This window comes from Amycolatopsis oliviviridis, assembly GCF_014654365.1.
Taxonomy (GTDB): domain Bacteria; phylum Actinomycetota; class Actinomycetes; order Mycobacteriales; family Pseudonocardiaceae; genus Amycolatopsis; species Amycolatopsis oliviviridis.
In genome coordinates this window covers 244,296-265,353 of record NZ_BNAY01000008.1, presented here as the reverse complement: position 1 = coordinate 265,353, position 21,058 = coordinate 244,296, and the positions used below count along the sequence as shown (strand labels likewise).

At 69.6% G+C, this 21,058-nt stretch carries 19 protein-coding genes; 13 read left to right on the top strand and 6 right to left on the bottom strand.

What is annotated here, in order from left to right:
• Positions 1-14: 14 nt before the first annotated feature.
• Positions 15-1,052, bottom strand: coding sequence for an HNH endonuclease signature motif containing protein (locus IE302_RS31240; RefSeq protein WP_191258213.1), 1,038 nt, complete (start codon positions 1,050-1,052; stop codon positions 15-17).
• Positions 1,053-1,397: 345 nt separating this feature from the next.
• The gene (locus IE302_RS42875) at positions 1,398-1,760 is read right to left on the bottom strand and encodes a tetratricopeptide repeat protein (RefSeq protein ID WP_229908040.1); all 363 of its coding nucleotides are present in this window, start codon (positions 1,758-1,760) and stop codon (positions 1,398-1,400) included.
• Here IE302_RS42875 and IE302_RS42870 point away from each other — a divergent pair.
• The gene (locus tag IE302_RS42870) at positions 1,746-2,018 is read left to right on the top strand and encodes a helix-turn-helix transcriptional regulator (RefSeq protein ID WP_229908039.1); all 273 of its coding nucleotides are present in this window, start codon (positions 1,746-1,748) and stop codon (positions 2,016-2,018) included. The genes IE302_RS42875 and IE302_RS42870 overlap by 15 nt on opposite strands.
• A gap of 12 nt (positions 2,019-2,030) precedes the next feature.
• Positions 2,031-3,119: a cytochrome P450 gene (locus IE302_RS31230; protein WP_229908038.1), complete on the top strand. Its 1,089-nt coding sequence runs from the start codon at positions 2,031-2,033 to the stop codon at positions 3,117-3,119.
• 3 nt (positions 3,120-3,122) lie between these two features.
• On the opposite strand, the gene IE302_RS31225 is transcribed toward IE302_RS31230, so the two are convergent.
• Positions 3,123-5,483 (bottom strand): helix-turn-helix transcriptional regulator, encoded by a 2,361-nt coding sequence (locus tag IE302_RS31225; RefSeq protein WP_191258021.1) that lies wholly within the window; start codon positions 5,481-5,483, stop codon positions 3,123-3,125.
• Positions 5,480-6,634: an Hsp70 family protein gene (locus IE302_RS31220; protein ID WP_191258020.1), complete on the bottom strand. Its 1,155-nt coding sequence runs from the start codon at positions 6,632-6,634 to the stop codon at positions 5,480-5,482. The genes IE302_RS31225 and IE302_RS31220 overlap by 4 nt, the downstream gene beginning before the upstream one ends.
• 294 nt (positions 6,635-6,928) lie before the next feature.
• Between IE302_RS31220 and IE302_RS31215 the strand changes: the two genes are divergently transcribed.
• The 6 genes from IE302_RS31215 to IE302_RS31195 all read left to right on the top strand — a co-directional run bounded on the left by IE302_RS31215 (position 6,929) and on the right by IE302_RS31195 (position 13,373).
• Entirely contained in the window at positions 6,929-8,077 is a 1,149-nt protein-coding gene (locus IE302_RS31215; protein WP_191258019.1) for an IniB N-terminal domain-containing protein, read from the top strand.
• A gap of 126 nt (positions 8,078-8,203) precedes the next feature.
• Positions 8,204-9,970, top strand: a complete 1,767-nt coding sequence (locus tag IE302_RS31210) for a dynamin family protein (protein ID WP_191258018.1) — start codon at positions 8,204-8,206, stop codon at positions 9,968-9,970.
• Positions 9,967-11,172 (top strand): GTPase, encoded by a 1,206-nt coding sequence (locus IE302_RS31205; protein WP_191258017.1) that lies wholly within the window; start codon positions 9,967-9,969, stop codon positions 11,170-11,172. Before IE302_RS31210 ends, IE302_RS31205 begins: the two co-directional genes overlap by 4 nt.
• Positions 11,173-11,278: 106 nt before the next feature.
• Complete coding sequence (locus tag IE302_RS42865) at positions 11,279-11,497, top strand: hypothetical protein (RefSeq protein WP_229908037.1); 219 nt, start codon at positions 11,279-11,281, stop codon at positions 11,495-11,497.
• The gene (locus tag IE302_RS31200; RefSeq protein WP_229908069.1) at positions 11,488-12,834 is read left to right on the top strand and encodes an AMP-binding protein; all 1,347 of its coding nucleotides are present in this window, start codon (positions 11,488-11,490) and stop codon (positions 12,832-12,834) included. The genes IE302_RS42865 and IE302_RS31200 overlap by 10 nt, the downstream gene beginning before the upstream one ends.
• Positions 12,834-13,373: a TetR/AcrR family transcriptional regulator gene (locus tag IE302_RS31195; RefSeq protein WP_191258016.1), complete on the top strand. Its 540-nt coding sequence runs from the start codon at positions 12,834-12,836 to the stop codon at positions 13,371-13,373. Before IE302_RS31200 ends, IE302_RS31195 begins: the two co-directional genes overlap by 1 nt.
• On the opposite strand, the gene IE302_RS31190 is transcribed toward IE302_RS31195, so the two are convergent.
• A complete protein-coding gene (locus IE302_RS31190) occupies positions 13,370-13,771 on the bottom strand; it encodes a TIGR03618 family F420-dependent PPOX class oxidoreductase (protein ID WP_191258015.1) in 402 nt (133 codons plus the stop codon). The genes IE302_RS31195 and IE302_RS31190 overlap by 4 nt on opposite strands.
• A gap of 140 nt (positions 13,772-13,911) precedes the next feature.
• On the opposite strand from IE302_RS31190, the gene IE302_RS31185 reads away from it, so the two are divergent.
• From IE302_RS31185 to IE302_RS31165, 5 genes are all read left to right on the top strand, one after another.
• A complete protein-coding gene (locus IE302_RS31185) occupies positions 13,912-15,129 on the top strand; it encodes a family 8 glycosyl hydrolase (RefSeq protein WP_191258014.1) in 1,218 nt (405 codons plus the stop codon).
• A 168-nt stretch (positions 15,130-15,297) separates the two neighbouring features.
• Positions 15,298-16,266 carry an ABC transporter substrate-binding protein gene (locus tag IE302_RS31180; protein WP_191258013.1) on the top strand — a complete coding sequence of 323 codons (969 nt, stop codon included), beginning with the start codon at positions 15,298-15,300 and terminating at the stop codon, positions 16,264-16,266.
• Positions 16,253-17,167 (top strand): amino acid ABC transporter permease, encoded by a 915-nt coding sequence (locus IE302_RS31175; RefSeq protein WP_191258012.1) that lies wholly within the window; start codon positions 16,253-16,255, stop codon positions 17,165-17,167. The genes IE302_RS31180 and IE302_RS31175 overlap by 14 nt, the downstream gene beginning before the upstream one ends.
• Positions 17,160-17,927 carry an amino acid ABC transporter ATP-binding protein gene (locus IE302_RS31170; protein ID WP_308436924.1) on the top strand — a complete coding sequence of 256 codons (768 nt, stop codon included), beginning with the start codon at positions 17,160-17,162 and terminating at the stop codon, positions 17,925-17,927. Before IE302_RS31175 ends, IE302_RS31170 begins: the two co-directional genes overlap by 8 nt.
• On the top strand, positions 17,924-19,654 hold the full coding sequence (locus IE302_RS31165; protein ID WP_191258011.1) for an aminotransferase class V-fold PLP-dependent enzyme: 1,731 nt from the start codon (positions 17,924-17,926) through the stop codon (positions 19,652-19,654). The genes IE302_RS31170 and IE302_RS31165 overlap by 4 nt, the downstream gene beginning before the upstream one ends.
• Positions 19,655-19,725: 71 nt before the next feature.
• On the opposite strand, the gene IE302_RS31160 is transcribed toward IE302_RS31165, so the two are convergent.
• The gene (locus IE302_RS31160; RefSeq protein WP_191258010.1) at positions 19,726-20,898 is read right to left on the bottom strand and encodes a macrolide family glycosyltransferase; all 1,173 of its coding nucleotides are present in this window, start codon (positions 20,896-20,898) and stop codon (positions 19,726-19,728) included.
• Between the last annotated feature and the right edge of the window lie 160 nt (positions 20,899-21,058).

Here is a 21,058-nt window from a genome sequence, read left to right as displayed (position 1 = left end):
GCGGCGTTCCGTGCTCAGGGCTGAGGTGCGTCATCGTCGGGCTCCGCACGGGGTTCGTGGAACGGTTCCGGCGCTGTCTCGTAGGTGTGCCCGCTCGGCGTGGTGATGATCATGCCGCCGTTGCCGGTGGGCTCGGCCGACCATCCGGGTTCCTCGCGAAGCAGGTTGTGGGCCTTGCAGTGCAGGTGGCAGTTGTGATGGTCGGTCTTGCCGTCGCGAGCCCGGCCGATGATGTGGTCGATCTCGGAGAACTCGGCCGGACGGTGACAGCCCGGCTGGGTGCACTCCCGGTCCCTCGCCATGATCAACCGTGCCAGGGACGCCGGTGACCGATACTTCCCGGCGCCGGCTTCGAGCACTTGGCCGGTGGCGGCGTCGGTGATCAGCCGCGACCAGGTCGAATCGGGGTCGGAGGCGATCTCGCGGACCAGCCAATCGGGGATGGGGCCGTACCCGGCAAGTGTCGCGGGGTCCTCGCGTGCACCGGTGAGCGTCAAAAGGTCGACATAGACGTGGATATGCGCCCGCGGTTTTCCTCGGCCGTCCTCGGCAAGCAGGCGTTCGGCGAAGATATCCGCACGATGCTGTTCGAGCGTCCGGGATTTGTCCTTGTTTCGCCGAGTGCGCGCGGCTCGGCTCATCGAGGCGTAGATGGAACTGGCGACTTCCGTCGGCAGATGGCCGGAAAGCGTGGACATGGTTTCGTCGTTGTGTTCCAGCGAGATGTGCCGCAGGGCGCGTTTCCTGGCGGCTCGTTCGCGATATCCGGCGGGGTCGAACTTCTGCACGGCGTGGCTCACCGACCTCCGGATCGAGCCGGGATCACGATCGGCGAGACGTTGGGCCAGCCAGGCGTCGACCTGTGCCGCGACCTCGTCCGACACTTCCCTGGTCAGTTGCATGACCTTGGAAGCCTTGTACAGGTCGATATCGCCGCGCTCCAACGCCGCCAGCGTGTTCGGCAGGCGGGAGACCAGGGCGCAGGAGGTTTCGACGAGCAGGAACGCGTGATTGCGGGTGACCGAGAAGCGCAAAGCGACTTCCTCGGTCACCGATCTTCGCGAACCGCCGACAGCGGCGAACTCGGCTAACGCCCGCGCCTGACGACCCTGCGTCTTCCGAAGCGAAACCTCTTCGGAGTACGCGGTGTCAAGAAAGCGAGCGGCTTTCGGGTTGTGAACCAGAGTTGTGGTCATGCCGATGATCATAGTCGAACGCACGTTCGAAATCGACTGGAATCGTGACTGGTTTTAAGCGGAGAGTGAACGGTCCGGTGAGAGAGGCGACCGTGACTTTCGCCGGGCCTGGGTGACCTTCGATCACGCGCTTTCCGCCGACAGGCCGTATTCCGGGACGGCTTCGGCTTCCGTCTCGGCCGGTGTCCGGTCATCCGGGAGTCAGGTCACGCGGGCGCTGAGGAGATTGGCGGCTACGGCTTTGGTGGTGGGATGGTCGGGGCCCAAGACGCGCTCGCAGCTGGTGAGTACTGCCTCGAAGAGCGGGATGGCCCGCTGCGGGTCCCCAGTCCTGTGGTAAGCGCTGGCGAGGTTGTTGCGGGAGAGCAGGGTGTCGGGGTGGTCAGGGCCCAGAACACGCTCACAGGTGGTGAGTGCCGCCTCGTGGAGCGGGATTGCCTGCTCGAGGTGTCCCGCTTCCTGGTAGGCGAGGGAGAGGTTGTTGCGAGAGGCCAAGGTATAGGGGTGGTCGGAACCCAGGACACGCTCACAGTCGGCGAGAGTCGCTTTATGGTGTCCCGGCACGCGGCCGCGGCCGGGGTGTCCGAGCGGCAGTTGCGGCGGCGGTTCCTGGTGGCGGTCGGGCTGAGCCCGAAGGCGTACGCGCGAGTGGTGCGGTTGCACCGGGCGATGGCCTTGGCGCGGTCGGCATCGGCGCCGGACTGGGCGGACATCGCCGTCCGCAGTGGCTTCTACGACCAGCCGCACATGATCGCGGAGTTCCGGCGCGCGGTCGGGTCGTCGTGTGACCGTTTCTTCCAAGCGGCGGCCGTCGCCGGATAGCACCCTGTGGGTATGTCCGTTGAGGAGATTTTCGCTTTCCACGAGCAAGAAGTGGGGCCGGTGCGGTTCGCCGAGTCGTTCGGCGGCTGGGTGGTCACGCGGCATTCCGAAGTGGACAGAGTGCTCACCGAGCACGCGGTGTTCTCCTCCGACGAGCTGCGCTACAGCGCCCAGCCGATCCCGCACGGCTCGAACCCGTTGCTGCGTGGCCTCCAGGCGATGGATCCGCCCCGGCATCACGCGGTGCGCCGGATCGTCAGCCAGGTTTTCACACCCCGGGCCGTGGCGTCGCTGGAGCCGTCGATCACGGCGAGGGTCCACGCCCTGCTCGCCGACGCCGGGGAGAGATTCGACCTGATCGGGGCGGTGGCCTACCCGCTGTCCGTGCACACGATCGCGGATCTGCTCGGGGTACAGCCGTCGCGGTGGCCGGATTTCGTCCGGTGGACCGAGGCCATCACGTCCTTCTTCGGCACGTTCACCGCGGACGAGGCCCGCCGGACCGCCTTCCATCAGGCACTGAAGGAAATGGGTGACTACTTCCGCGAGGAGTTCGAGCGCCCGACCGGCATCATCGCGACCCTGATGGCGTCGGACCTCACCGAGGACGAGCTGATCGACTTCTGCGCGCTGCTGCTGATCAACGGCCACGAGACCACCAAGACCCTGCTCGTGAACGCCGTTCTTTGCCTCACCTCCCGGCCGCGACCGGACGACCTGCGCCTGGCCGTCGAGGAGGTCTCGCGCTACCTGCCCGCCACGGGCGGAACGGACCGGTTCGTCACCCGGCCCACCATGCTCGGCGGTCGGGAACTCCGCCCGGGCGACCGGGTCGTCGCGATGATCACGGCGGCCAACCGTGACCCCGAGGTCTTCACCGACCCGCACACCTTCGACCCGGACCGGACGCCCAACCCCCATCTGTCCTTCGGCCACGGCATCCACTTCTGCCTGGGCGCCCACCTCGCTCGCCTGGAGGTCCGCATCGCGCTCACCGCCCTATTCGACAGGCCTTGGCGGATCACGGACCTGGACACCCACCGAACCCCGGTCGGGATCGACGTCCAGAAAGTCACTGTGGCGACGAACCCGGGCCGATGACGCTCAGCCCTCGCCCGCGGCCAGCAGTTCCCGCAGCATGGCCAGCAGTTCCCGCCGGTCCCCGGCGCCGAGTTTCCCCCGGATCCGGGCCATGTGGTGCTCCACGGTCTTCCCCGAGATGAACAGTTTGCTCCCGGCCTGCTTGTAGGTCAGCCCGTCGACGACCAGCCGGGCGACCTCCAGTTCCCGTTCGCTCAGCGCGCTCAGCCCGGTCGCGGCGACGGGTTCCGGCGCGCGTCCCTGGAACTGCCGGGCCGCTTCGAGCAGCTGGACCATCGCCTTCCGGTCCGAGGTCCGGATCGCCGCCTGCCCGGCCAGCCGGGAAGCGTCCCAGGCGAGCCCGAGCTCGTGCAGTTCCGACGCGGCCGCGGTGATCGCTTCGGGATCGAAGGTCCCGGTCAGGACCGCGAGCCAGCCGGTCGCGGCGTCGGCGAGCGCCGCCGGATAGCGGCCGCACGGCGCGAAAGCGTTCAGTGAGGCCAGATGCTCCCCGGCCGAAGAATGATCTTCGACGGTGATGGCGGCGTGCAGTTCGTGCCAGCGCAGTGTGGCCGTCCACAGTGGAGGGTTGCCGAGCGCGTCGAGCACGGCGTGCGCGCGCTCCAGCTGACCGGCCAGTTTGGCGCTCGCGCCGCCCCGTGCGGCCGCGATCGCGAGTTCTCCCAGCGGCAGCAGCGAATACAGGTCCGGTTGCTGCCGCATCGACGCCTGATACGCGCGGTCCCAGGATCGTTGCAGGCCGGGAAGATCGCTCGCCCTTCGAGCCAGGCCCAGTTGAAGGGTGGCGGCGAAGAGTTCGTCGCGCGCTTCGAGACCGTCCGGCGGCATCAGCGACTCCGCCGCCGTTTTGAGGTCGCCCGCGGTCATCGCGACCCAGCCGAGCAGCAGCCGGTGTCGTTTCGCGAGCAGGTCTCCGCCGATCCGCCCGGCCACCGCGCGGCTCAGCACCGACTCGGCCAGCGCGAGTTCGCCGGAATGCAGGCCCACCAACGCCGCGAGGGCGGCCGGGCTGTCCGGAAGCGGTGCGGGCGCTCCCGCCGATTCCAGCATCGAAGCCGCGCCCAGCAGGGCCGACAGCGTCTCGGCGCCGCAGCCGGACACCGAATCGGTGATCGCGCGCGCCGTCCGTGACGCGGCGCCCGCGAACAAGGTCGGGACTTCGGGGGTCTCCAGCACGCCCCGCGCGGCTTCGAGCTTTCCGGTGCCTAGCAAGGCGATCGCGGCGAACGCCTTCGATCCGGCCCGGCCCGACCACTGGTACAGCTCCGCGCTGTGCGCCAGTTCGCCGCGATGCGCCAGTACGGTCGCGGCCACTTCGGCGCCCGCCGCCCTGGCGTCGGCGGCATCAGGATCGTCGGCACCGCCGAGCATCCCGTCGCCGAGCCGGAGCGCGGTGTCGAGGTCCCCGGCCAGCGCCGCGGCGTGCGCCCAGCCGACGGTGAGCGCCGCGCCGCGCCCACCGGCCTCGGACGCCGCTTCGTAGAACCGCGCGGCGAGTTTCGTGTCGTCGGGCATCGCCTCACGTGCGGCCGCCTCGAAGGCCGCCGCCGCGCTCGCGCCCGAACTTCCCGTGCCCAGCAGGGATCGAGCGAGGTCGAGCACCGGAAGCCCGTCACGCAACTGGAGTTCCACCAGCCGCTGCAGCACCGTCAGCCGCCGCCCCGGCGAACCCCAGGCCCGGACGGCTTCGGCGGCGATGGGCAGCAGGATGTCGTCCTCGCCGAGGAGCCCGGTCGCCCTGGCTCCGTCGAAGACCTCGGGCAGCCCCTCGCGATCGCGGTTGAGCAGCGCCGCCAGGAGATCGAGATTCCGGCCCGCGCCCGCTTCCGCCGCGATCAGGTAGCGGTGCACGTCGTCGTCCAGCTGTTCCAGCTCACCGCGGAAGTCCGCGAGCCTGCCGGTGACCGCGCGGAGCACGAGTCCCGGCACGCCGCCGGTCCTGGCGTGGACGGCTTCGGCGGTGGCCGCGTCGCCGCCGGCGTGCTCGACGAGCCGCCGGACGTCGTCGACGTCGAAAGCGCCCAAAGCCACCGACCTGCCGAAGGAATCGGCGAGCGCGCGCAAGGTGGTCGTCCGCGCGGCCGGCCGGAACGCGAGGACGACGGGTGCCGTCGTTTCCTCCGCCAGCGCCTTGATCTTCGAGATCTCGTCGTCGCCGAGCTGGTCGGCGTCGTCGACCAGCATCGCTTCGACCCCGGCGCCCGCGTAGTGGCGTCCGAGCAGGCCGAGCAGATGGGTCTTCCCGTGCCCGCCGGGGGCGACGACGGTGACCCGCACCGGGAGGTCCGGGGCGGCGGTCACCTCGTCGAGCAGGGGCCGGGCACCCGGATGGATGATGCCGGGCTTGTCGAGCAGTGCGTTCAACAGCGACCTTCGGGGGATGTTGGCGCGGCGCCGGGGGTGGACGGCGCGCACGAGCTCGAGGTGGCGGGAGGGGCTTCGGGACCCTTGTCTGCGGTGGCTTCCCGAGTGGTCAGGGTGAGGAACAGCGTGGTCGCGGCCAGTACCACGACAGCGGCGCCGGCGACGATGGGCTTGCGTCGGCTGAGCAGTTTCGCCGCCCCGGTGCGTTCTGGCAAGGGGAACGGGGTGATGTCGACCGGCGGCCGTTCGGGCCGTTCGGTGAGCTCTTCGAGTGCGTCGACCCGGGGGAGAAGGGTGGTTTCCACGGTTTCCACCGCGGCGAGGGCGGTCGATCGCGGGCTGCCGGGTTGAGGAATGTCACGTCGCGCGGCGATGTTCGCCGCACCGGTCGCCACCGTGAGCACGGGGTCGCTCGAAGCGAACACGGGACACGGCGTGCGGCCGGGAACCGGCGGCGCCTCACCGCAGACCACGATGCCCGCCAGCGCCTGCGGCGGTACCCCGGCGCCGTGCGCGAGTTCGAAGACCTTGCCGACGGCCTCGCCGGGGTCGACGCCTTCCACCGTCTTGACCGGCAGCCAGCCGTTGACGCCGGCGGCGGCGATCGTGACCACCGCGCCGTCCGGGCCGAATTCGCAGACCCCGGCGGTGACGTCGCCTCGCGGGGCGAGGAACGCGTGCAACGCGGCGACCGGCGCGGGTACCAGCACGGCGCGCTGGAATCCGGCTTCGGCCAGCGCCCGGCGCAGCAGGTCGCGGCGGTACGACCCCCAGCCGACCGGATGCGTGAGCACGAGGTGCTGCGGTTTCTCGCCGAAGCGCTCGGCGGCTTGATCCACCGCGGCGTCCACGAGGACCGCGCTGAGGGATTCGGCGGGGAACCGTTCGCCGCCCACGATCACGGGGACGTCGTCACCGACCCGTTCATGGAACCCGGTCAGGAGACGGGCGGGCGCGGACAGGCCCGCTTCGACGGCGGCGTCCCCGGTGAGCAGGTAGCCGTCGTCGTCGAGGAACACCGCGGACGCCGCCGACGGGCCGCGCGCGCCGAGCCACGACGGCTCGGGCACGCCCCAGCCGTCGCCCTGGTTCACGCAGGTGGCGGCGGTGGTGCGGGTCGAGGCGATATCGATGCCGAGGACGTAGGGCAACGCGCATCCTCCTTCGCTTGACCAGCCCCTAAGGACCAAATAGGGCCACTCACCTGAATGGCTTGACCCATCCGGGTGAGGGTTGGCATTAAACCCAACCGGATGCGTCTCGGTTAAGCCCCTAACGCCCTAACGATGTCATACCGATCCCCTATTGGCTGAGTGAGAGACGACCGGGAGTGATCCCCGATGTGCCCGGGGTTCCGCCTCACTAACTTCGGTGACCTGCGCTCAGCCGTGCCCTCCGGTCGCTGAGCAGGCCCCACCGACCTAGACCCCCAGGAGAGTCCTTTCATGGGTTCCGTCCAGACCCTGCACGACTTCACGCTGAACCTGCTGAACGACACCGCCGCCCGCGCCGCGTTCGCCAACGACCCGCAGCAGGTCCTGGCCGAGGCCGGCCTCGGTGACATCAACGCCGCCGACGTGCACGAGGTCGTCCCGCTGGTGCTCGACTTCGTCCCGGTCGGCACCGTCACCGACGCCACCGGAACCGCCGCGGCCACCGCCGACAACCTGGCCGGCTTCGGCGGCGTCACCAGCGTCGTCGACGGCACCGACGGCGAGTGCGCCGACGGCGTCCAGGGCGCGATCGACCAGCTCACCGCGCTGACCGCCGGCCTCCCGGTCGCGGTCCCCGGTGTCGACGGCCTCCCCTCCCTGCCCTCGGTCCCGAGCCTCCCCGGCGCCGGTCTCCCGGGTGTCCCGGCCGTGCCGGGCCTGCCGGAGCTGGGCGCTCTTCCGGAGCTCGGCGGCCTGCCCGCCGTCCCGGCCGTGCCCGCCGTCGGCGACCTGCCGGTCGACCTCCCCGGTGTGCCCGCCGTCCCGGCCGTCTCCGACGTGACCGACGTGTCGAACGCCGCCGCCGGTGTGACCGCGCTCGCGCAGAACACCGTGGGCAGCTTCGGCCTGACCGACGACCTTTCGCGTGGCCTCGACGCCGGTTCCGTCGCCCAGGCCGGTGACGTCGCCACCGGCGCCGTCGACACCGCGACCGACCTCGCCCACGCCGTCCCGGCCGTGGACACCGCCGGGCTCCCGGCCGTCGACTCGGTTCCGGCCGTCGGCGACCTGGGCGGCGACCTGCCGCGCGCCGACGGTGTCGCGGGCGGTGCCCCCGACTTCCTGTCGACCGTCGGTGACCTGACCAGCGTCATCGGCCAGACCGGCGTCGCCGACGTCACCACCAAGGTGCACGACGTCGCCAACAACCTCGGCAACCACGGCGACATCGCCAACAACCTCGGCAACCACGGTGACGTCGCCGGGAACGTCGCGGGCAACGTGGCCAACGAGGTCGCCAGCGTCGCGAACCACGCGGGCGTCTCCGACGTCCACGACGTGGTCTCCGAGGTCGGCAACAACATCGGCCACACCATCGGCAACGTCAACGACGTCCACGTCGGTGACATCGGCTCGGGCAACGACATCCACATCGGCTGAGCTGAATAACTTTCATCTCTTGCCGTGTGCACGGGCCCCGCGATCGCACCAGGTCGCGGGGCCCTCGCGGCATGTTGGCCCATGCCACATTGATTCCGCGCTTGGTTAAGGGAACACTGCATCCCCGTGACAGCCCCCGCCTGGCTCGACGTGCTCAACGAGACCTTGGACGCCTGTGCCGCCCACGGTCGCGCCGACCTGGCCGAACGCCTCCGGCGCAGACGGGACCAGCGGACCCCGGGAACCCGGATCGCGGTGGTCGGTTTTCCCAAGCAGGGCAAGGGTTACCTGCTCAACGCGCTGCTGAACGCCCCGGTCTGCGCGGTCGGCGACGCGAGCACGCCCGCCGTACCCACGGAGATCGGATACTCCGCGGACCCCGCCGCCACGCTGGTCGGACACGGCCGGGAGAACGTGCCGGTCGGTGACCTGGCCAAGGAACTCGAGGTCCGCCCGCCCGGTTCGCTGCGCCGGGTCGAGGTCGGCCTGCCGCGCGAATTGCTCGGCACGGGACTGGTGCTGGTGGACACCCCGGCGATCGGGGATCCCCGCTCGCCGCGCACGGCGGCCACCCTCGACGCCCTCGCCGACGCGCACGCGGTGATCCTCGTCTCCGACGCGACACAGGAACTCCAGCCCGCCGAACTCGCGCTGGCGCGGCACATCCGGACCTGGTGCCCGGCCTTGGTGCTGGCGCTGACCAAGATCGACGTCAGCCCGGACTGGCGGGAACTCGCCGCGCGCAGTCGCACCGCGCTTTCCGAGACCGGTGTCGTCGCCGACGTCTTCCCCGTGTCCGCGACGGTGCGGCAAGCCGCCGCGAAGACCGGTGACGCCGTCCTCAACGGACAGTCCGGTTTCCCGGAACTCCTGAACTGGGTGGGGGAACAGGCCGCGCGCCCGATCGAACGCACCCGCGCGCTCGCCGCCGCGGTGAGCGTCCGCGCGGCGGCGGTCGAACTGGTCGAGACACTGCAGACCCGGCTCGACGCCGTCTCGCGGGACGACGGGATCGACCAGGTCACCCTGCTGCACCAGGCACAACGGCGCACCGAGGAACTGCGGCGGCAGAACGTCCGCTGGCAGAACATGCTTTCGGACGAGATCACCGACCTGGTCTCCGACGCCGAATACGACCTGCGCGAACGGACACGGGTGATCGTGCGGCACATCGACCGCACCTTCGACGAAGGAGACCCGGTGCAGATCTGGCCGGATTTCCAGACCTGGCTGGAGGAAAACCTCGCCGAGGCCGTCGAGACGAACTACAACTGGGTGTCCGACCGGTCGACCTGGATCGCGCACGCGGTCGCCACGAGTTTCGGGCCGCAGTACGGTCAGGCCCCCGACCTGCCGCTGACCGGATCCGGCGTGGAGTCGATCCCCGAGGTCGGGGCCCCCAAGATCGAACGGTTCAAGATCGGGCAGAAACTCTTCACGGGACTGCGTGGTTCCTACGGTGGCGTGCTGATGTTCGGCCTGGTCACCAGTCTCGCCGGGCTGCCGCTGATCAATCCGGTGTCCCTCGGCGCCGGTGTCGCGTTCGCCACCAAGAGCGTGCGCGACGAAGGCGGGATGCGGCTCCAGCGGCGCCAAGCGCTGGCGAAGGCCGCGGCGCAGCGCCACGTCGACGACGTGTTCATCCGGTTCAGCAAGGAGATCAAGGACGAGGTCCGCCAGGTCCAGCGGCGCCTGCGCGATCATTTCACCGCGCTGTCGGACCAGCTCGCCGAAGAGCTGACGCGCCAACGGGAATTGATCATCGCCGGATCCGCCGAACGGGACCGGCGCACCCAGCGGGTCAAGAAGGAGATCGACCGGCTCGCCGCTCTGCACCGGAAGGCGGGGGCGCTCGGCAGCGGCGCCGCGCCGCGCCGGGAGCTCTCCGCGTGACCGGTCTGGACGTCCACGAGCTGCTGAACGAGGCCGCCGCGCACTACCGGGACCGTCCCCACGCGGTCGCGATGCTGCGGGAATGCCTGGAACGACTGGAAGAACCGCTGCGGGTCGGCTTCGCCGGCACCCCGGGGACCGGAAAGTCCACTTTGGTCTCCGCGCTGTCGGAGTGGCCGACGCGGGCCTTGCGGGAGATCGATCTGTTCGACACCCCGGCGCCCGCTGAACACGTCGACGCGACGGTGCGCCTGGTGCGTCATCTCGAACCCGACGAGCTGGCAGGCACCCGGCAGGTGGGCGGTTCGGCGTTCGCCCGGCAGACCGCGGTGAACACGGTGCTGGTGCTCGGCCGGGCCGACGAGGTCGGCGCCGGCCGGATCGACGCCTTGCTCACCGCGAAACAGCTGGCGCGCCGGGCCTGGCGCGAAGACCCGGATTGCGCGGGATTCCAAGGAGTCATCGCCGTCGCCGGGCAGCTCGGCTACGCCGGAAGGGCGTTGCGGGACGACGAGTTCGAGGTACTGCGCGCGCTGGCGTCGGTCTCCCGTCCGGACCTGGAGCGCCATCTCCTGTCGGTCGATTCCTTTGTGGACGATCCGTTCCCGATTCGGGTCTCGCCGGAGTCGCGGAAGCATCTGGTCTCGCGGTTCGGGCTCTACGGCGTCCGGCTGGCGATCACCCTGATCCGCACCGGCTGCGAGAGCAGGCTCAAACTTTCGGCGGAACTCGTGCATCGCAGCGGTCTCGGTGACCTGCGCGACACGCTCGCCGGATGCTTCGTCGCCAGGGCGGAGGCGCTGAAAGCGCGCACGGCGGTCCTGCGGCTGGAGGGTCTGCTCGCCGCCGAACCACTCCAGCACGGCGACCGGCTGGCCGCGCGCGTGGAGCGGTTCGCCGCGGCCGCGCACGACTTCCGGGAACTGCGGCTCATCGCCGGCATCCGCGGTGGCCGCACGGCACTGTCCGGGGAGATCGCCGAGGAGGCCGCCCGGTTGCTCGGCGCGCAGGGCCTCGCACCGACCGAGCGGCTCGGCCTCGAACCCGACGCGGACCCCGCCGAGATTCACGCGGGCGCCGAGAACGCGCTCGTCCGCTGGCGGCACGAGGCGGAACGGGCCGACGCCGCGCACGCCGAACGCGCCGCCGCGCGCGTGATCGTCCGTTCGGTGGAAGGGCTGCTCAGCCTGTTCGTCGCGTGAGCGGGAGAGGTCATTCGTTGTCCCGCTCAGCGGCTTGACGCGTGGCGGGCGACGGGTCACCATAGACCTCTCTATGGTGGCTCTGACCAGGAGAAAGGGGTCCGGTATGCCCGACGACGCGCGTCCGGATGTGCGGCTTCTCGGCGAACTTTTCGCGCACTGGGCGAAGGAGATCCCCGAGCGGGAGGCTCTGTCGTTCCAGGGGCGACGGCTCGGCTGGGCCGAACTCGACGAGCGCGCGAGGCGGGTCACCGGCGCGCTGGCGGCCGCCGGGGCGACCGGGTCGCGTTCGTCGACAAGAACACACCCGCCTGCCTGGAAGTGACTTTCGGCGCGTCCTCGCTCGGCGCGGCGAACGCGGTCGTCAACTGGCGCCTCGCGCCGGAAGAACTGGCGTACGTCCTCGGTGACAGCGGCGCGCGTGTCGTCTTCGCCGGACCGGAACTGGTGGCCGCCGTCGAGGCGCTGCGGGACCGGCTGCCGTCGGTCGAGCGTGTGATCGTCGTCGGGGGAGAGGACGACCAGTACGAGGACTTCCTGGCCGAGGCGGCCCCCGCCGGGCTGTCGCCCGACGTCGACGAGCACGACGGCGCGCTGGTCATCTACACCAGCGGCACCACCGGTTTCCCCAAGGGCGCCGTCCTGACGCACCGGAACCTGCTGGCGCACAGCCGCAACGCGGGCGCTCGGTTCCCGATGGCCGAAGGTGACCGGAACCTGGTCGCGATGCCGCTGTTCCACGTCGGCGGGAGTTGCTACGCGATCAACGGGTTCCACTACGGCCGGCCGACGACGATGACCCGCGAGCCCGACGGCAAGTCACTGCTGGGCGCGCTGGCCGAGGGCGTCACGCACGCCTTCCTGGTGCCCGCCGTCGTCGCCGGGATCATGCAGGCGGGGGAGCGGGCCGTCGCCGCGTTCAGCCGGCTGAAGTACCTGGGTTACGGCGCTTCACCGATGCCGCTGCCATTGCTGAGGAAGGCGCTCGCGGCCTGGCCGGACACCCGGTTCGTGCAGGTCTACGGCATGACCGAACTGTCCGGCGTGGTGACGACGCTCGATCCGGACGCGCATCGCGACCCCGCCCGGCCGGAACGGCTGGCGTCCGCGGGCACGGTGCTGCCCGCGGTCCGGATGCGGGTCGTCGACCCGGTCACCCTCGAAGACACCGAGCCGGGGACGCCGGGCGAACTGTGGTTCCGCACCGATCAGGCGATGGCGGGCTATCTGGGCAAACCCGAGGCGACCGCGGAGACCGTCGTCGACGGCTGGGTCCGCAGCGGCGACGTCGGCAGGGTCGACGACGGCGGCTTCGTCTTCATCGAGGACCGGGTCAAGGACATGATCATCACCGGTGGCGAGAACGTCTACTCGCCCGAGGTCGAGCGGATCCTCGCCGAACATCCCGCGGTCGGCGAGGTCGCCGTGATCGGGGTCCCCGACGAGCGCTGGGGCGAACAGGTCAAGGCCGTCGTCGCGCCCGCCGAGGGAGAGCAGGTCGACGTCGACGAGCTCGTCGAGTACTGCCGGGAACGCCTGGCGCACTACAAATGCCCGCGCACGGTCGAGATCGTGGAGGCGCTGCCGCGCAACGCGACCGGCAAGATCCTCAAGCGCACCCTGCGGCGCCCGTACTGGGAGGGGCGGGAGCGCGCCGTCTGATGCCGTCGATCGTCAGCAGGGAAAGCTATTTCGAAGCGGCGCTGGACCTCCTCGCCGAATCCGGGTTCGCCGGGCTCAACGTCGGCGCGCTCGGCAAACGCCTCGGCGTCACCAGCGGATCCTTCTACCACCATTTCGGCGGCTGGCCCGGGTTCGTCGGCGCGCTGCTCGAATTCTGGGAGCAGCGGCAGGTACGGATCCTGCGGGAACTGGACTTCGGTTCCGGCGGTCCCGAGGCGGACTTCGCCGCGCTGATGAGCCTGACGCGCGGGCTCCGGCATCGCGCCGAGGCGGCCATCCGCGCCTGGGCGGCGAACGACGAAACCGTTCGCGCGGCCCAGAAACGCGTCGACGACGCCCGGGTCAAGACGGTCGGGAAGGTGGTCGCGGAACTGATCCCCGACCAGCGTCGCGCGGAGGTCGTGACCTCGCTCGGACTGGCGATGCTGGTCGGGTATCAGCAAGTGGCCGCGGCGGGCGGATTCACCGAACTCGGCGAGATCCTCGACGAATACACCCGGCTGGTACTCGCCGGTTAGGCGTTGCCGAGGACCCGGGTCACCGCGATCTCGATGACCACGCGTTCCGGGTTCGGCTTGGGCTGCCGGTAGCGCGCGGCGTAGCGGTTCTCGGCGTCGTGCACCGACTCCGGGTCTTCGCGCAGCACCGCGTGTCCCTCCAAAGTGGACCATCGTGGCCCGTCGATCTGGCAGGCGGCGACCGGAATGCCCTTTTCGCCCGCTTCCTTGATCATCCGGGCCTTCTTGGACGAACGGAACGTGATCACGCGGGCGATCCCGGCCTCGAAGTCCACCGTGACCCCGACCGCGACGACATGCGGGGTCCCGTCGGGGCGGACGGTGGTCAGGGTGGCGAGGTGGCGCTCGGTCCAGAAGTGCCGGAAGGACTCGTCGCGCGCACTCAAGTCGATCTTCATGGTGTCAACGCTAGGGCACGGTCACGGAAACGTCATTTGAGGTAATAGTAAGGAAACTTTCTTAACTCTCTTGTTTTTGGCCGATCCGGCTGTCACTCTCGAAACGCGCCGCCGCCATCAACGAAGTTTCCGGAGGAGCCATGAGAAAGACCGTTCGGACAGTGCTGGCCGCGGCCGCGCTGACCGCCGGGCTGGTCGCCACGACCGCCCCCGCCACCGCGGCCACCGCTCAGGGAACCCCTTACCTGCCGGGTGTTCTGCGCCCGTCGGTGTCACAGGCGACGCAGGACGCGGCGCTCGCCAAGTACTACGACTTCTGGAAGAAGAACTTCCTGACCACCAAGTGCGGGACAGGCACTTACGCGGTCAAGGCGCCGGACGCCGACCACGCCTTCGTGGCCGAGGGCCAGGGCTACGGGATGACCATCGCCGCCATGATGGGCGACAAGGACTCGCAGGCCCGCGCCATCTTCGACGGCATCCTGAAGTTCGTGAAGGCGCACCCGTCGTCGATCGACAAGGACCTGCACGCCGCCGAGCAGAACGAGAGCTGCAAGAGCGTCAACGGCGTCGACTCGGCGACCGACGGCGATCTCGAAATCGCCTACGGCCTGCTCATCGCCGACAAGGTCTGGGGCAGCACCGGTTCGGTGAACTACAAGTCCGAGGCGCTGCGGATCATCAAGGCGATCAAGCGCAGCGAGGTCAACTCCAGTACCAAGTTCATGCGGCTCGCCGACTGGGCGGACGACGCCGAGTACACGAACAGCTCGCGCTCGTCGGACTGGATGCCGGGCCACCTGCGCGCGTTCGAAAAGGCCACGGGGGACTCGTTCTGGGGGCAGGTCCGGACTCGTCAGGAGCAGGCCGTCACCCAGCTCCAGCAGAAGTACTCGCCGAAGACCGGGCTGATCCCGGACTTCGTCGTGAACACCAACTCCACCCCGAAGCCCGCTCCGGACGGCTTCCTCGAGGACCACGACCCGCACTTCGCGTGGAACGCCTGCCGTGACCCGTGGCGGCTCGGCGTCGACGGCATCACCGTGTCGGGCAGCCCGGCGCAGGGCCAGGTGAAGAAGATGAACACCTGGATTCAGCAGACGACCGGCGGCGACCCCGCCAAGATCACCACCGGCTACACGCTGGCGGGCGGCAAGCTCGCCGGCGAGACGGGGCAGCACCCCTGCTTCACCGCGTCGTTCGCCATCGCGGCGATGAACGACCCGGGCAGTCAGGCCTGGCTGGACAAGCTGTGGACCCGCGTCACCACCTGGACGCCGAACGCCACCGACTACTACGGCACCGGCATCACCGTGCAGGTCCTGCTGATCCTCTCGGGGAACTACATCGCGGTCTGATCGGGCGGCAGCCGGTCACTGAAGTGTCATGAAAGGGGCGTTCAGGGCAAATTTTGTCCTGAACGCCCCTTTCCTGACATCCACCGGACAAGATTTCAACTCTCAGTTGACCTCTTCAACAGCCAGTTGTAGCGTCGGCGACCACCCGAGGCACCGTGGAGGTCCGTCATGCCGTCGACGCCGCACACCCTGACCCGAACCTGGCGCTTGGCCGTGCTCACCGGCCTGGCCGCGCTCGTCACCGCGGCCTGCGGCGGCGGGCCCGACGGGGCCGGCGGCCAGGAACCCGCGGCGCCGGGAGCGCCTTCCGCGATCCCGGACACGACCGCGCTGATCGAGGCCGTCCAGAAGGACGCCGCCGTCGCCGGCACGCTGCCCGCGAAGTACGCGCAGGCCGGGATGCTGCACCTGGCGTCGAACCTGCAGTCCGCGCCCAACAACTTCTACGCCGCCGACGGCAAGACCCCGATCGGCTACGAGGTCGACCTCGCCAAGGCCATCGGCAAGAAGCTCGGCGTCACCGTGCACCACCAGGACATGGCGTTCGGCTCGCTGATCACGAGCCTCCAGTCCGGCCGCGTCGATCTCACGATGGCCGCGATGAACGACACCAAGACCCGTCAGGCGCAGATCGACTTCGTCGACTACTTCTCCTCCGGCATCACGATCATGGTCCGCAAGGGCAACCCCGACCAGATCTCCGGTCCGGACACCTTGTGCGGGAAGAACGTCGCGGTCGTGCAGGGTACGAGCCACCAGAAGTTCGCCGAAGAACAGAACGGGAAATGCGCTCAGGCCGGCAAGCCCGCGCTGACCGTCACCGCGACCGATTCCGACACCCAGAACCAGAACCAGCTCCGCACCGGCCGGGTCGCCGCCATCCTCAACGACCTGCCCAGTGCGGTCTACATCTCCCGCACCGCGGGCGACGGCAAGTTCTTCGAGGTCGTCCCGGGCGAGCCGATCAACGGCGGGCCGTACGGGATCGGCGTCAACAAGGAGAACAAGCCGCTCGCCGAGACGATCCAGAAGGCGTTGCAGTCCCTGATCGCCGACGGCGGCTACGGCAAGATCCTGCAGGCCTGGGGTGTGGAGCAGGGCGCGGTCAAGGAGGCGAAGCTCAATGGCGGGAGCTGAGCGGCCGGACACCGAGCCGCTGCCGATCGTCCGCCTTAAGCACTGGGGCCGCTGGGTCAGCGCCGCGATCATCCTGGTGCTGCTGGTCCTGCTCGGGATCGCGCTCGGGAACGCGCAGATCCAGTGGGATTCGGTCCCGGAGTTCCTGTGGTACCGCGTGATGGCGGTCGGCCTGCTCAACACCGTGCTGCTCGCGGTGATCGCGCAGGGTTCGGCGATCGTCATCGGGATCGTGATCGCGCTGATGCGCCGTTCGGCGAACCCGGTGGCGCGCTGGTTCGCGGCGGGCTACATCTGGCTGTTCCGCGGTCTTCCGGTGCTGTTGCAGATCCTCATCTGGTACAACCTCGCGCTGGTCTTCGAGTTCATCTCGATCCCGCTGCCGTTCGGCGGCTACCTGCTGCACGAGCAGACCAACGTGCTGATCACCGCGTTCACCGCCGCGCTGCTCGGTTTGGCGCTCAATGAAAGCGCCTACATGGCGGAGATCGTCCGCGCCGGGCTGAACAGTGTCGACAGTGGACAGACCGAAGCCGCGAAGTCGATCGGGATGTCACCGGGTGCGACGCTGCGCCGCGTGGTGCTGCCGCAGGCGATGCGGGTGATCATCCCGCCGACCGGCAACGACTTCATCAACATGCTCAAGGGGACGTCGATGGCTTCGGTGATCGGCGTGACCGAACTGATCCACGCCGCCAACAACATCTCGTCCAACAACCTGCTGGTGATGGAGACCCTGCTGGCGGCCGCGGTCTGGTACATGGTCGTGGTGACCGTCGCCGGGGTGGGGCAGCACTACCTGGAGCGCGCCTTCGACGCCGAGGACCGGTCGCGGAGTCCGTTCTCCCGTGCCGCCAAGGCCTTGCGCACCGCGCCGCTGGTGAGGAGTGAACGTGGCTGAAGCACTGCTGAAGGCCGTCGGCGTCCGCAAGAGCTACGGCCACACCGAGGTGCTGAGCGGGATCGACCTCGAAGTCCACAAAGGACAGGTGGTCTGCCTGCTCGGCCCGTCCGGGGCGGGGAAGAGCACGTTCCTGCGCTGCGTCAACCACCTGGAGACGATCGACGCCGGACAGGTCTGGGTCGACGGCGAACCGATCGGTTTCCGGCTGCGCAACGGCAAGCTGTACGAGCTGAAGGAACGCGAGGTCGCCCGGCAGCGGCGCGACATCGGCATGGTGTTCCAGCGGTTCAACCTGTTCGGCCACCGGACCGCGCTGCAGAACGTCGTCGAAGGACCGGTGCGAGTGCTCGGTGTGCCGGTGGACGAAGCCCGGGAGCAGGCGCTCGAACTGCTCGACCGGGTCGGCCTCGCGCATCGGGCCGACGCCTATCCGGCGCAGCTCTCGGGCGGGCAGCAGCAGCGGGTCGCGATCGCCCGGTCGCTCGCGATGAAACCGAAGCTGATGCTGTTCGACGAGCCGACGTCGGCGCTCGACCCGGAGCTCGTGGGCGAGGTGCTGGCGGTGATGGGTACGTTGGCCGCGGAGGGGATGACGATGGTCGTGGTGACGCACGAGATGGGGTTCGCGGCCGAGGCCGCGGACGAGGTGGTGTTCATGGCCGACGGCGCGGTCGTCGAGACCGGCCCGCCGGGGGAGATCCTGAGCTCGCCGAAGCACGAGCGGACCCGGCAGTTCCTGGCGCGGGTCCTCGCATGACGCGGATCTCCCCGCGGTACCTGCTGCAGTTCGACGAACCGGCCGGGTACCTCGACTTCGCCAGGTTCGGCCCGCCGTCGCACGCCGTGCTCGACACGACGGCGAGCCTGCTCGACGCCTCGACCAAGGCCGGCCCGTCCACTGTGGACGACCTGATGCGGCAGGAGACCCGGGCCAAGGCCGCCGCCGCGCGGCTTTCCGGCAGCGACACCGACCACACGGTGTTGTTGCCGCACACCAGTCTCGGACTGTTCCAGGCCGCGTTCAACGCTCCCGGCGGGGAGGCGCTGGTGTCGGCGTCGGAGTTCCCGGCCAACACCTACCCGTGGGCGCGGGCCGAACAGGCGGGACGGCTGACCGTGCGGCGGCTGCCGCTCGGGAACGTCACGGCGGACGCGGTCAAAGCGGCGCTGACGCCGGAGACGTCGCTGGTCAGCGTGAGCGCGGTCGACTTCCGCACCGGGTATCGCGCCGATCTGGCGGCGATCCGCGAGGTGGCAGGGGACAGGCTGCTCGTCGTCGACGGGATCCAGGGCTTCGGCGTGACCGAAGCGCCGTGGGAGGTCGCGGACGTGCTCGTCGTCGGCGGTCAGAAGTGGCTGCGGGCGGGCTGGGGCACCGGTTTCGCCGTGCTGTCCGACCGCGCGCTGGAGCGGATGGAACCGATCCTGTCCGGCTGGACCGGCGCCCGTGACCCGGGGCTGTTCGACGACGAGATCCACCCGGCCGACGACACCGCGGCCGCGTGGTCGATCTCGAATCTCAGCCCGATCACCTCGGGCGCGTTCGCGGCCGCGCTGGAACTGGTCGAGGAAGCGGGCGTCGTCGCCATCGCCGGGCGGATCACCGAACGGGTCGGAGAACTCGAAGAAGTCGTGAAGTCGCTGGGAGGTGAGGTGGTTTCGGCCGTCGAGCGACGGGCCGGGATCCTCGCCTTCACCCTGCCGGGGCACGCCGCCGAACAGGTCGGTTCCGCGCTCGCGGACGCCGGGATCGCCGCGACCGTGCGGCCGGAACACGTCCGGCTGTCCCCGCACGCGTCGACCCCGGCGAGCGCGGCGGAACAGGTGCGCTCGGCGTTGGGCCGGCTGAAGAAACCGGCTTTCGTTTCCTCCGGTGGTCCCGTGGTGCCGTCCGTGGCGTCAGGGGATCTGCTCACGGCGCTCGTCCCGGCGGTGCACGCGCTCGCGGCGATGCTGGGGCCTGGCAACGAAGTCCTGCTGCACGATCTGAGCAGGCTGCCGGACTCGATCGTCGCCATCGCGGGCGACCTCACCGGCCGCACGGTCGGCGGGCCGATGACGGATCTGCTGCTGGGCCTGGTCCGGCGCGGTACCACGCAGGATCTGACGAACTACGAGACCCACGGCCCCGACGGGCGCGCGATCCGGTCTTCGACGCTGTTCCTGCGGGACGCCGACGGCGTCGCGATCGGCTGCCTGTGCGTCAACCGGCTGACCGACGGCGCGCCGAAGGCGAACGGGCACGAACCCGAGACGTTCCCGCCGGACGTCGACAGCCTGCAACGGTTCCTGATCGGGCGGGCGGTGACGAAGGCCGGGATCCCGGTGGACCTGATGAAGAAGCGGCACAAGGCGGCCGTGGTCCGGGAACTGGACGAGGCGGGGTTCTTCCTCATCAAGGACTCGGTGGACCACCTCGCCGGGGAACTCGACGTCACGCGGTACACGATCTACAACTACCTGAACGAGATCCGGGGCACCTGACACGCGTGCAATGAAGGGGCCTTTCATAGCAAATTTTGCTATGAAAGGCCCCTTCATTGCAGTGGGCAGGGCTACTTCAGGAAGGACTCAACGGCGTCGGCCGCCCGTTCGATCCCGCCGTTCCCCCGAGTCTCCGCCCGCACCTCGGCGAGCCGCGCCGCCACCGAAGGCGACCCGGCGACCCGCTCGACGGCGGCCCGCAACGTCGAGGCCGTCACGTCGGAGGCCGCGAGTTCCTCACCGACGCCCAGTTCCGCCAGTTTCGCCGCGTTGCCGAAACCGTCGGTGGCCAGCGGGATCGCGACGGTCGGCACGCCGTACCACAGCGATTCCGTGCTGCCGCCCATACCGGCGTGCGTGATGAAGGCCGACGCGGCCTCCAGCACCGCGAGCTGCGGGACGAACTGGTGCACCTCGATGTGCTCGGGCAGCGGCCCGAGTTCGGCCGGGTCGGTCTGCCCGATCGAGATGACGACGTGCCAGTCCGAGTCGCGGAACCCGTCCACGCACGCGCGGAACAGGTCGAGCTGGTCGGTGAACGCCGTGCCGAGCGACATCAGCAGGACCTTCTTGCCGTTCGCGGGCGGGGTCCAGCTCCGGTCGGCGAGCCGTTCCGGGTCCAGCGCCGGGCCGACGAACCGGACCGACGACGGCACCCGCTCGACGTTCGGCTGCATCGCCCTCGGCAGCAGCGCGAGCACCTGCTCCGGATGGGAGATCCAGTCCCAGGCGTCGGCCTCGATCCCGTTTTCGTTCAGCCACTGGGTGAAAGTGGTGTAGTAGTCCTTTCCGGACGGTGAGGACCGGATCGAGGTGAGGATCTCGCCCATGTCCTCTTCGTAGCCTTCCCAAGCGACATACGTCGGGGAGAGCTGCACCGCCGGAACGCCGTAGCGCCTGGCGAGCAGGGGCGCCGGGAGCCCGCCGATGTCGTACAGCAACAGGTCCGGGCGGTTGTCGTCGTAGAACCCGGTCAGCACCGGCATCGCCTGGATGCCCTCGTCGAGGAAGACCCGCATCTGCGACGCAGGGTCCTCCGGCCACGCCGACTGGTCGCCGAGCGGGAGGATCGAGGGGTGCGGGACGACCTCGGCGCCGGTCGGTTCGATCAGCCCGGTGAGCGGCTCGCCCACGACGTAGCTGACGCGGTGCCCGCGAGCGACCAGCTCACGGATGATCGCCAGCGACGGATAGATGTGACTCGGCGCGGTGCAGCCGATCATCCCGATGTGGTGGTTCTGCATGATGTCCTGTCTGGATCCGTGAAGGGACGTCAGACGGCGCGCAGAAAGGGGGCCACCCGATCGCGGGCGGCCCGGCGGTCACGCCGTCTCAGGCGGTGCGGATGCGGACGTAGTAGATCATGATCGGGATCCTAACCCGTCGCGCGCGGCCTCCCAAGTG